Origin of the sequence: Acinetobacter halotolerans (assembly GCF_004208515.1) — a bacterium.
In the GTDB taxonomy this organism is placed as follows: domain Bacteria; phylum Pseudomonadota; class Gammaproteobacteria; order Pseudomonadales; family Moraxellaceae; genus Acinetobacter; species Acinetobacter halotolerans.
Genome location: NZ_SGIM01000002.1, coordinates 397,347 through 409,930 on the forward strand (window position 1 = coordinate 397,347; position 12,584 = coordinate 409,930).

Consider the following 12,584-nt stretch of genomic DNA (forward strand, 5'->3'; position numbering starts at 1 on the left):
GTATATGAAAAATAATATTAGTACTCTTATGCAAAAAACGTGGTTATACACTGTTCACATAGTTCTATTGGTTCTGCTACTTGTATTTAACCAAACCAGTTTTGCGAAAGATCGAATCCAGTACCATGTACAAAATTTTGATGGCTCGACGATAAAAGTCATCAATGAACAGGGGATAGTAAGTCAGTCTTACCAATACGCACCTTTTGGACAGCAACTTCAGTTAAAGAAACCGAGTAACCTTAAGAATCCAAATGCATTTGTAGGTGGTGTACAAGATGCTGGAGATCTGGTTTATTTAAAACATCGTCATTATAACCCTGTGCTGGGGCGATTTTATCAGCCGGATCCTATAACGTTCTTAAGTGGAGGACATGGTCAAACAAATCGTTATCAGTATGGATGGAATGATAGTTATTCATATAGTGATCCATCAGGTGCTACTGTTACAGAAGCATTTGGTGGACTATTAGCAGAAACATGGTTTGCAGTAACTGGACAGTCTTATGATTATTCTAATCTAAAAGGTGCATTATTTAACGGATATAATGGAACTGGTTGGGAACTTACTACCTCATTTCTCTCGGATTGTTTAAATTTTTGTACCTTAGGTGTTGGTAGTGCAGCTGTAAATGGTATTAAGTTAGGTATAAATGAAGTAAAGATTCTTGCAGCATCATCTAAGTTTACAGTACCTACATTAGAATTATATAGACCAGCATATACGTATGCACTCGTTGCTGAGCGAAGTGGCTTTTATCCAGTAATGAAATGGGGCTATAAAGAGCCACAGGCTGGTATTTGGCTAGATGCTGGTGATATATGGAAGATAGGTGTCACAATCGATACAACCAAAAGATATCCTATATCATACCTCCGAAATACAGGGAAAGGGTTAGAATTAAGACCGATTAGTAAAGACTTTCCCAAAGATGCATTTATTAAAGAAAGCACTTGGCTAAAAAATTATAGAGAGGTTTATGGTAAAGTCCCTCCAGGTAATAAGGGAGTGAAATAATTATGTTCCAATTTAATTTAATGAGCGATACAAGTTTGGGCTCAGGAGTATTGGAGGCTAAACAACACATTACGACGACACAGTTCTATCGATTAATTGAATCTGAAAATTATGGTAGTGATTTAAATGGTATAGCTATTGTTTTAATGTGCCGCGAAGAAAACTCTATGTTTAAGCAAAGATTACGTTTTTCAAAAAAAGAGAAAGTATTATATATGGATATTATGTTGGATTATGATAAGTTTAGTATATTATCTCACAAACAACGTATATCAGAGATATGTAGGGTGCTTTTAACTGAAATTCCCTTAATTGTGAAAAAGTATAAATTTAAAGATTTTGATTTAGATTTGTTTATAAATAAGTTGAATTATTGGTTTGAGAGTAATAATTATATTGAAGAATAGCATCTTTGGTTTTTCCGTAATTGAGGTGAGTTCCGTGAAGATATTAAATAAGAATATTATAAGGTTCAGAAAAATATTAAGTTTTTTAATTTTCTTTTTAATGATAGGAGCTGTGAATGCAAGCTCTGTAACGGGTAAAGTTGATCGAATTATAGTGAGAGATAGCGATGGACTTGTATATGTAACTTTTATTGGAAGTCGTACAGAAAAACCAACTTGTGCAACAGCAAGCTATATGGTAATTAAAAATGAGGCCTCGTCTACTGGGAAGCAACAATTAGCATTGCTTTTGTTAGCCCAAGCAACAAATAGAACAGTCACAGTAGCTGGATATTCTGCTTGTACGCGGTGGAAAGATGGTGAAGATATAAACTATATTATTTTGAATAAATAGCCTTACTTAACAAATATATAAGTTTTTTTTAATTATATAGCAGTAACCATTTTGTCCTTTGGTAATCTCCCTCCCGATAAAATTATGAGAAGTTGAAAGTATAAATCTGACTTAGTTTTATTTAATAAGCATAAATGAGGTAAGATTCAGGTTTTAAATGATTCTAAAAAATCTAAATTTGTACATTGAGAAGGGGAATGAGTTATGTCTGAAGTGGGCAATGAAAAAAAAGTGAATTCAGAATATTCATTACAAGTTGATTGTGCTTCTGCCCTAAATTTTGTTCTACAACAAAATTCAGTTCCCCTCATTCGACAAATTCTAATATCCTCTACTGAGACAATTTAAGGTTCTCGGATAGTTATACGTTCAAATCCAGAATATTTTAAAGAACACACAATTCATGTCTCTAGTATGGATGCTAATGAAATTTTGGCTCTTGATAAGCCCAAATTAGCTTTTGATGTCAAACTATTGCAAGAATTACCCGAAAGTATAAAAGGAAGTGTTGAAATCACTTGGTTGAACAAGAAAGAAGAAACTCTAGCAGAACAAAGGATCGATATTGAATTATTAACGATTGATACATGGGGAGGAGAACGCCAACCCGTCGAATTACTAGCCAGTCTTTCACAACCCAATGCCTCAGCACTGAGTTCAATTTTAGTCAAAGCCAGTGAAATTCTAAAAGCAAAAAATTTAGGCTCATTAAGTGGATATTTAGACCGTGATCGAGACTCGGTTCTGTCTCAGTTAGATGCAATATGGGAAGCCTTACTTCAACAAGATATTCATTATATTGTTAGTCCAGCAAGTTTTGTGAAAACAGGGCAGCGTATTCGTTTAGCGAAACAGATTTTTGAAGAAAAGCTCGCTTGTTGTTTAGATACAACATTATTGTTAAGTGCACTAGCTGAACAAATTGGCTTGGATACTTTACTTGTCATCGAAGATGGCCATGCTTATCTTGGAGTTTGGTTGAACGAGACTCCAAATATCGATTTGATTATTGATGACGTTCAAGCACTAAGAAAAAGAAGTGTGTTGGGGGAAGTAATTTTTATTGAAACGACATTATTAACCCAACATGCAAAATTTACGAAGGCACTTGATACTGCGATGACGCATATTAATGAGGCCGCAGAAAAATTTTATTTCGCCATTGATGTCCGACAATCTCGTTTACGTGGGATTAAGCCAATTTCTACATTACAAGATAAGAAAAATTATGAAGATGAAATAGGGGCTGAATGGACACCTGTATCTACTCCAAAATATGGAATAGAAGAACAGTTCAATGAAAATAAAGTAACGCGTGTCGATCGCTGGCTACGGCGTTTACTCGATTTAAGCTTAAGAAATAAGCTCTTAAACTTTAAAGACAATCGATATAGTATTCCACTACAGTGTTCTGAATTTACCCTTGGTAAGCTTGAAGATGCACTTGCAAATCAAGAAGGTTTCTTCTTTGGTAGTGTTGATACGATCTCGTTAAAAGATGTCCAACGTGACAATGAAGGTCAGCATATTAATCAGTATGTGGATGATAGTCTTTCCAGAAGATTATTGTTTAGTTCTTTGGATGGAAGCACATTAAATAAGCGTTTGATTGAGATTTATCGTGCGTCACGTACAGCTTTAGAAGAAGGAGGAGCCAATACCTTATTTCTTGCGATTGGTTTTCTTGAATGGAAAGAATCGGAGCGTTCGAAACGTACATTTAAAGCCCCCCTATTACTGATTCCCGTGCAAATAACTCGAGAGACTGCTAAAACTGGATATCGTCTATTTATGTATGATGATGAACCTCGTTTTAATTCCACCTTATTACAGTTGTTAAGACAAGATTTTGAGCTTGATATTGCAGGGTTGAATCCATTACCAATGGATGAGTCAGGTGTAGATGTGAATCAGATTTTACATATTGTACGTAAGGCAATCGTCAATATAGCTGGTTGGGAAGTAAAAGCTGAAGCTGCTATTGGTCAATTTTCGTTCTCAAAATATTTAATGTGGCTTGATTTGTCTTCACGTATGGAGCAGTTGAAAAATCAACCCGTAGTGAATCACTTAATTGAGTCACCACGTGAACCATTCATCAAACAAGATGAATTTCCACAACCTGCTCAATTAGACCAACAATATCGACCACAACAGCTTTTTACACCCTTGTCATCTGACTCTTCGCAGTTAGCCGCAGTTATGTCTGCTGCATTGGGGCGAACTTTTGTTTTATCAGGTCCCCCTGGTACAGGTAAATCGCAAACCATTACTAATATGGTTTCACAATGCTTGGCAGACGGGAAATCTGTTTTATTTGTGTCTGAAAAAATGGCGGCTTTAGAAGTTGTATATCGTCGTTTGACGCAAATTGGTCTCAGTGAATTGTGCTTGCAGTTGCATTCATCTAAATCACAAAAAATGGAAGTGCTAGATCAATTGAGAGAAAGGGCTCAAAAAAATAATGATCCTTATTTTTTGAGTAATCAGCCTAAGAAAACAGAATGGCAAAAGTTATCTGATCAACTGGTACAAACACGTGATGAGTTGAATCAACATGTCAAAAATCTGCATACACCACATTCGATTGGATGGAGTTTATATGGAGCAATGAGTGATGAACTCCGATATCGAGAAATACCTCATTTACGTTTTCCTGAAATTGACATTGTATCTTTGACAGTTGAAGATCGTGAGCAATTGAATGATACCGTGGCACGAGCAGTAAGTTTACGCCAGCTTTTGAATGTGAATGGTTTTGCTGAAGGTATATCTGAGCCAATTTGGAGTTTGGCATGGCAAGAACAGTACCAACAATTACAAGATAAACTTGCTGAACAAATTCAACATCTACAAAAAAAAGCTTTGACATGGCAACAAGCATTTGGACTGAACGAAAAGCAAAATTTGAGTCAGATCAAACATGACTTTTCCATTTTCAAAGCATTAACAGATATTGTTCAGCACGTAGATTTAAAACTACTTGCTGTAATTAAAGATTTCGATCTAAGTACAATTACACAGGCAAAACAGTTAGTTCAAGACTTAAAACAAAATCGCACTAATCTTGTTGGTCAATACCAATTGCAAGTTTATCAAGCTGATTTAAATCAAATTGCCTTTAAATGGCGTGAAGCAGAGTCGAAATTTTTCCCATTCTCTTGGTTTGCTAAGTTCCAGCTTAGAAATTTAGTGAAAACTTATCAATCTTCAACTCAACGTCCTACAGCTTTGGCCGTTGCACATGATTTGCCAATCTTGCAACACATTCAAAGAAAACAACAACAATTTGCTGAATGTGAAACTCAATTAGCTAATAAACTCGGTCATTATTGGCAGGGTGAGGAAAGTTCATGGCAATGCTTTGAAACGCTTCATCATCAATGGCAAGAAATTAAGAAAATTGTGGCATCAACCATAACTGATCAAAAAACCTTATTGAACGGCTTAGCATTTAGTCGAGATAATCGTTTAGATGAATTTACACAAGCAATGAGTCAGGTTGAAAATACTTTCAGACATTTGTTGAATGATGATGTATTGCAAAATGATGCTGAAATCACTCGGTATTTTGAGATTAATTTTAGTGAAATAGTCGAAAGGCAGCAGCAATTACAGCAGCAAAGTTCCTCTTGGAGACATTGGTTAAATTGGCAGACAATTAAAAGCGAGTTGATCCAAAAAGGTTTGAAACCATTGGCATTTGAGCTTTTCAATAGACCATTAGAATTAGACGCTGCATTAAAACGCTTGAATATTAATTTAGCGCGACACTGGATCACATATCAATTTAGTCAGCACCCAGAATTAAATCAATTTAATAGTCAACGACATGAACAAAAAATCCAGTCATTCGCACAGCAGGATAGGGAACATCAACTTGCTGCGAGTCAAGAAATCATTCATCGCTGGAGTGCTATTTTTACTGAACAAAATCAGCACAAGGCACAATGGACTGTTCTGAATAAAGAGCTAGGGAAGAAACGTCGTCATATTCCTGTACGTGAATTGATGCGTCAAATCCCTGATGTTTTGGTTGGACTAAAGCCATGCTTGTTGATGAGCCCATTGTCTGTTGCCCAATATTTAGATACTGAAGCCAAATTTGATGTTGTGATTTTTGATGAAGCATCTCAGATACCTGTATGGGATGCAATCGGTGCATTAGCAAGAGGTAAACAGTCAATTGTAGTGGGGGATAATAAGCAAATGCCACCAACAAGCTTCTTTGGTAAGGGTGACTCTGAAGAAGAGGTTGACGAAGAAGTGACTGAAGATTTGGAAAGTATTCTTGATGAATGTCTTGCTGCTCAGTTACCTGAATTGGCTCTGAACTGGCATTATCGTAGTCGTTATGAAAGTCTTATCCAGTTTAGTAATCAGAAATATTACAAAGGCGGATTATTTACATTCCCTGCACCTGTAGCTGAGGATAACGCTGTAAAACTACATGTTGTTGAGGGTATTTACGATAAAGGAGATACTCGTACCAATGCAAATGAAGCGAATGCTATTGTCGAATTTATCATTCAGCATTTACAGTCACAGTTGGGACGTGAGAATCCTTTAACTCTAGGTGTTGTGACTTTCAATATGACCCAACAAAAGTTGATTGAAGACCTACTCGATAATGAACTGGTAAATCATCCTGAACTAGAAACATTAAGTAAATCAGGCATTGAGCCATTGTTTGTGAAAAATTTGGAAAACGTACAAGGAGATGAACGAGACATTATTATTTTCTCGATTACATATGCTAAAGATAAAGACAACCGTCTATCAATGAATTTTGGTGCGCTTAACCGCCAAGGCGGCCAACGTCGTCTAAATGTAGCGATTACCCGTGCTCGTCAAGGTTTACATGTTTTTTCTGCACTCAGTCCCGAGGAAATTAATTTAGCGCGTACCAATAGCGAAGGTGTAAGAGATTTAAAAGACTTTTTAGTTTTTGCTCGTAGTGGTCAGTTACATTTACATTATGATGATCGAAATAAACAGCAAGCTAAAAGAGAGCTCGTACAATACCTACAAGCTAAATTGCAAGAACATGGTTGGAATGTGGATGTTGGAGTAGGCCAGGGTGATAGCTGTGTAGACTTGGCAGTTAAGGACGATTTGAATGTAGGTAACTATATTGCTGGTATTTTGGTAGATGGTGAAAACTATGCTAAAGCAGCTACAGCACGAGATCGTGATCAACTCAGACCAACGGTATTAAATGGATTGGGTTGGGATGTTATATCAGTATGGACTGTGGATTGGTGGTTAGACCCAGAGCAAAATTTAGAGAAGCTGGTAAAAACATTAGATTTCATAAAGTTTAATCAAAACGTCGCTTAGACTGTTTATAAGAGGTAAATAAGATTAAGAGCTGATCTTATACTTTTTGAAGTAATGTGTTCTAGACTGACAAGCTTATGCTTTGATTCTACTGAGAAAGTATACTAAACGATGTTATGTAACACGATTCAATCCAATGAAATGAATTCTTAAAAACTGTTGAGCATTTAGTCTGGACAATTCTGAAAAAATGGTCTTGTTATGATCGCTGAAGTTTGGTTGGAACTAAGATGCTAGGTGAGGAAATTAGTGCAAAGTATTTTCAATGTCAGGTGAATGAAATCCATGCACGTGTTGCAGTATTAAATAAATTTACTGAATTAGACCCACCTAACACCCAAGTTGCGCCTTGAATTTGAGTCGTTTAGAGTAGTTCTTTTTTTTAAATCTTGTGTAACAAAGCCTTAGAGAAGTGAGAGTTAAAGCAAAATTTATTTTTAACCAAAGATAAAGATTTTAAAAAATATATTGAAAGATTAAAGCCGAATATAGGATTGAAAACTATCAAAGATTTATTAATAGAAGTGGATATGTTTAATTAGAAAAATTATCAAACCATGTTATAAATACCACCAAACAAGGGGGTGTTTTGTGCAAAAAATTTTAATAGTTTCAATTTTATTAACTTTTAGTCTCAATGTGATAGCTAATGTGAATTTTAACGCCGATGATGAGCTGAAAGAGTTAGGAATTATTGGACAAGACTTTGAATATATTGACCTTGAGCTTGCAACTGAGTTTTTTAAAACTGGATCTGAAGAAGCAGCAAGTTCATTCCCTTATAAATCTAATGATGTTGTTGAAATAGTATCAGCTTTCATGACTCCCTATTACTCATCAGTGACTATACGTCCCCTCTTAGAGCAATCTGAAGAAGAAGAAAAGGAGATGATAGACTTTATGAGAACTGAGGAAAGTTTGCAGGAATGGTGCAAAGAACTTTTCAAATTTAATTACATGATGGTTAACGACCATCAAGTTGAATTGTTCTATATAAATAAAGTTGGTGAAGAATTCGGACTCGTTATGTTGAATAATAAAACTTGTAGATAGTTTTTTATAGTGGCGAGCTTAAATCTAGCTTTTCCTCTCAAAATAAAATATCCTCGTTAGAAATAACGGGGATATTTTATGGGTTTCAACTTTAGAAAGAGTATAAAAATAGCACCAGGTATTAAAGTTAATTTAACAAAAAAGGGGTAAGCAGCTTATCTGTTGGTAAAAATGGTGCAAGAGTTAACATTGGAAAGAAGAGCATAAAAACTACAGCAGGCTTGCCTAGTACAGGACTTTCTTATACTACTCATACGCCATTTAGAATCAAAAGCAGAGCAGATGAGACGCCAAATTATCTTTTACCTCAAGAGTAACCTGAAAAGAAAAGTCGAAACTTACTGGTTTCAATTTTATTGTGGATAGGTATTCTTTGGTTCCCTTACATTTTTGCTTAGTTCACACTACAAGGAAAATATTCAAACATAGAAAGAGTGCTGGCTTTTAGCTGGTTATTAATAATAGTATTTGCCATGATTATTAAATAAGGGGCTTTATGAAAAGAATACTTTTAGCGCTTACCTTTATTTTTACGAGTCAAGCTTTTGCGGAAAGTGATCGTCTGGAAGAATTATCTAAAACATTGAGTAATGGTCTGTACACTCATCCTGATAATATTGAGTTACCAGCGGTTAGCAATACATCGGTTAAGCTTCGTGAAAAAAATATAGAACTGTCAAATGAGGAGGTAGAACAAAATTATGGTTCTACTGCATATCGGGCTATTGCTAAGAGATATGTGAATACAGCATCTTTAAATGTCAGAGATAAACCACGTGGTACAGTGGTTGATATGTTAAAGCGTGGGCAGAGTGTTCTTGTATATGATGTTTCTGGAAAATGGGAAAGGATCTCTAAAGAATTTGAAACACAAAGATGGGTTGATTCGAGCTTGTTATGTTCTTTTAATGGTTGTTATAAAGTAGTAAGTAATACAACAAGTCAAAGGCCGTTAACTTATACACCAAGCTCTATAACCTACACTCCTAAAAAGAGAGTTAGCTCATCTATTGGTGGTTGTTCTTGTGGATCGGGTAGTTATTGCTATGGTCCAAGAGGTGGAAGGTATTGCTATACATCGGGTGGAAATAAGTCATATAGGTAGTTTCTATCTTATTCCATTTATTTAATTACAGGATTTTTCATGTGATATTTGCAATGCAAAACTCAGCCCAATCAGACATTAAACCTTTACGTTTTTCTAGATAAGCTCCACGTAAATAAGCAGCTTCAACTTCATCAGGCAGCTTATGAGCAAGCACATGCTCACCCACTTCACGAGGGTAGTCAGTTTTGTCTGCTGACCAATCGCGGAAAGTAGAGCGGAAACCATGTGTTGTAATTACTCGATTTTGTTTAGGATCAATATAGCCTAAACCATTTTCTTTTAGCTTCTGCTCATGCATGCGTCTAATTAATGCTGTTAATGACATATCGGATAACATGCCACCGCGTGGGGCAGGGAAAATAAAGTCATCTGGTTGAGGATAAGATTGTTGATAAAGTTGTTCAAGTAATCTAATCGCTGCTTGAGATAAAGGAACCCGATGTTCTTTATCTGCTTTCATTCGTTCTTTCGGAATAATCCAAATTTTATTTTTAAAGTCGATTTCTTTCCATAATGCACCAAATACTTCACCCGAGCGACAAGCAGTTAAAATTGCAAACCCTAATGCTTTGGGAGAAATTCCTTTTCGCTGTCGTAAGTCCTGAATGAAATCTGCTACGTGCACATATGGTAAAGATGGATGTGGTTTAGGTTCTTGCTTTAAATTACCAAGAATAGATTCTAAATTACCTTTCCATGCTGCGGGATTATCTCCAACAAAATATTCCATGGCTTTAGCATAATCAAAGACGCTTTCTATACGACCACGGATACGCTTTGCAGTTTCATTCTTTTCAATCCAGATTGATTCAAGGGCAATAGCAATATCAATTTTAGTAATTGATCCAATGATACGATCACCAAGAGTAGGGTAGAAGTAAGTCTCTAACGTTGAGGACTATTGTCCAATATGCTTTTGATTTTTGAGTTCCCTGGTTTTATTAGCAATAACGACTTCTGCACATTCACGGAAGGTTTTTCTCTGTGTTTTTGGCTACGCAGGATTTCTTATTGTTTTTGTTTTTGTTCGAGAGGATCAATACGATTGCGAATCTGTAACTTTAACTCACGAGCTTTTTCTCGTGCTTCTGCTAGGGATACTTCGGGATAAAAACCTAAGCCGATATCTCGACGATGTATTTTTTGTTCACCATTTTATCTATACGGTGACCTACAACGACTCTAAGTATCCAAGAGCGTGTATTTTTAAAAATACGTAAGCGTAGGCCATCAACCCAACCAACAGCATGTCTGCCATCAGCTTTCAAATTTGAGACACTACGTGCTGAGAGTTCTTTAGCTTTTTTTATTGTCTTAATTTATGCCCTCATAAAAGCCCCCATAGAGTTCTAGGAATTACAAGATTCGACAAGACGTGCTTGGATGGTTTTTTTATTAAGATAATGAAATATAATAATAAAATAAACTTCGTTAGATGGCATTAGATTGCTGTTAGACGGATACCGCTTCCGCCAAATATCGAAATAAGCCCTTGTTTTTACAAGGGCTTATTTTTTTACTCAATATTGTGCCCCCATAAAAGCCCCAATAGAGTTTTTGATTGACATGGACTGATTTAGATAAATTAGGATGGCAATAGTAAAGTCATTTATTTAGTTTATATTTCCAAACAAAAAATTGGTGGGGTAATTTAAGTGTATTGATCTTAATTTCATCATTCAATGATTAGAAAATACTATTCCTTAAACGTCTCATTCAAAGCTTGTTGCACAGCATCTACGCGTGATTTGCAGGCTTTGTATGCTGTCATGGATTCCTCAACGATTTTCATTAGATTATCGATGTCAGGTTCTTCTTGAGCTTCTAGCAAGGCAGCATTCTTCTTCAGCAATTCATAGCCATCTTTAAAGCTTAATTCTTTCTTACTCATTACTGATTACCTCACTGACGTTGGCGTGTATATGCCCATCCTGCATCACAATCGAAGTTGATGAGTTGGCTTGATGAATAGAACGGATTGCTTTGCCTTTATGACGCACAATAGCATAGCCTTTTGCCAGAACATTTCTAGGATTCTGTAACAAGGACTCACGCATCAATGACTCAATCTGTGCGGATGCAAGTTTAAGCTGTTGCTGAGCAAAATATTGCGTGGTTGATTTAACTAAATCGAGATTCTTATTTGCAACATTTAGTTGATTCTGAGCATAGGTTTTAATAGTACTCATTAACTGATCATTCTGGCTTTGATAGGCGGTAATCTGATGTTGAGAGAGCAATTTAATCGTTTGCAGAGAATCCAATACCGACCCAAATCGGGACTTTTCGTTTACAGAGTAGAGTAGCAAGCTCAAAGTCATTTAAATAAGCTAAATCATTGAACTTCTTAATTTACTTCTTAAAAAATCAATAAAAACACGAACTTTTGCTGGTAGTAAACGAGTTTCTGTCAAAGCGTAGACAGGAAGAATATCACCTTGCCATTCAGAAAGAATTGGCATCAATAAACCATCATTTAGATCATCTTGCACCACTTCATAAGGGGTAAATAGAATACCCTGACCAAGAATAGATAGCTTTCGTGTCATACCAACGTTATTCAACATGAATCTTGCACCAATCTTTACTTCAACCGTTTCTTCAGATCGATACAGTTTCCAACTTGTATTGTTTGGAAAGCTCAAACATTCATGATGAACTAAATCATTTGGATGTTGGGGTATACCATGTTGTTTTAAATATTTAGGAGATGCGAAAAGTCGCCCTCTAAATTGCATTAACTTATGTGCAACTAAATTGGAATCAGGAGGATTCCCCATACGAATTGCAACATCAATGTTTTGAGCTACAAGATCCACCAATCTCGGGGTGAGATCAATTTCAAAATTTATTCCTGGATACAGCTGCACAAACTCTATCAAGATCGATGTTAAAAATACGGTTCCAAAATCAACAGGCAATGAGACCCTTAGTGTTCCACTTGGTTTAGAGAGCATTTCGCCTAATTGCTCATGCGCAAGTTTAGCTTCACCAACAATTCGTTTACAACGTTCAAAGTAGATATGACCAGCTTCTGTTAACTCAACTTTTCGGGTTGTTCGATGCAATAATCGTAAACCAATCGCCTCTTCTAAATGGCTAATTCTTCTTGAAAGTGTTGAACTCGGCATATCCAAATTCTCTGCTGCTTTTCTAAAACTCATCACTTTAGAGACTTCAACAAATAATGCCATGTCATTCAAAAGTTCCATTGTTAATTATTCCATTTATGCAGCAATCATTTCCATTTTAACGTATTTATCC

7 protein-coding genes and 5 pseudogenes are annotated in these 12,584 nt (G+C 35.9%); 8 read left to right on the forward strand and 4 right to left on the reverse strand.

Annotation, left to right across the window (positions count from 1 at the left end; all coding sequences use genetic code 11):
- Positions 1-4 precede the first annotated feature (4 nt).
- From EXE30_RS16055 to EXE30_RS04080, 8 genes and pseudogenes are all read left to right on the forward strand, one after another.
- Positions 5-1,018, forward strand: a complete 1,014-nt coding sequence (locus EXE30_RS16055; protein ID WP_228256102.1) for an RHS repeat-associated core domain-containing protein — start codon at positions 5-7, stop codon at positions 1,016-1,018.
- Between the two features lie 2 nt (positions 1,019-1,020).
- A complete protein-coding gene (locus EXE30_RS04055; RefSeq protein WP_130161295.1) occupies positions 1,021-1,425 on the forward strand; it encodes a hypothetical protein in 405 nt (134 codons plus the stop codon).
- A 100-nt stretch (positions 1,426-1,525) separates the two neighbouring features.
- A complete protein-coding gene (locus EXE30_RS04060; protein ID WP_130161325.1) occupies positions 1,526-1,819 on the forward strand; it encodes a hypothetical protein in 294 nt (97 codons plus the stop codon).
- Positions 1,820-2,023: 204 nt separating this feature from the next.
- Positions 2,024-7,159: pseudogene (locus EXE30_RS04065) on the forward strand (DUF4011 domain-containing protein).
- A gap of 140 nt (positions 7,160-7,299) precedes the next feature.
- A pseudogene (locus EXE30_RS16060) lies at positions 7,300-7,512 on the forward strand (IS5/IS1182 family transposase); the annotation flags it as partial.
- A gap of 238 nt (positions 7,513-7,750) precedes the next feature.
- Positions 7,751-8,212: a hypothetical protein gene (locus EXE30_RS04070; RefSeq protein WP_130161296.1), complete on the forward strand. Its 462-nt coding sequence runs from the start codon at positions 7,751-7,753 to the stop codon at positions 8,210-8,212.
- Positions 8,213-8,290: 78 nt separating this feature from the next.
- Positions 8,291-8,529: pseudogene (locus EXE30_RS04075) on the forward strand (DUF4236 domain-containing protein).
- Between the two features lie 179 nt (positions 8,530-8,708).
- Entirely contained in the window at positions 8,709-9,317 is a 609-nt protein-coding gene (locus EXE30_RS04080; RefSeq protein ID WP_130161297.1) for an SH3 domain-containing protein, read from the forward strand.
- A 37-nt stretch (positions 9,318-9,354) separates the two neighbouring features.
- Here the strand turns inward: EXE30_RS04080 and EXE30_RS04085 are convergent.
- The 4 genes and pseudogenes from EXE30_RS04085 to EXE30_RS04100 form a co-directional block, all read right to left on the reverse strand.
- Positions 9,355-10,639: pseudogene (locus EXE30_RS04085) on the reverse strand (tyrosine-type recombinase/integrase).
- A 377-nt stretch (positions 10,640-11,016) separates the two neighbouring features.
- On the reverse strand, positions 11,017-11,211 hold the full coding sequence (gene xseB / locus EXE30_RS04090; RefSeq protein ID WP_130161298.1) for an exodeoxyribonuclease VII small subunit: 195 nt from the start codon (positions 11,209-11,211) through the stop codon (positions 11,017-11,019).
- Positions 11,204-11,660, reverse strand: a pseudogene (locus EXE30_RS04095) (exodeoxyribonuclease VII large subunit); the annotation flags it as partial. The gene xseB and the pseudogene EXE30_RS04095, both read right to left, overlap by 8 nt.
- The gene (locus EXE30_RS04100) at positions 11,651-12,532 is read right to left on the reverse strand and encodes a LysR family transcriptional regulator (protein ID WP_130161299.1); all 882 of its coding nucleotides are present in this window, start codon (positions 12,530-12,532) and stop codon (positions 11,651-11,653) included. The gene EXE30_RS04100 and the pseudogene EXE30_RS04095, both read right to left, overlap by 10 nt.
- Positions 12,533-12,584: the final 52 nt, after the last annotated feature.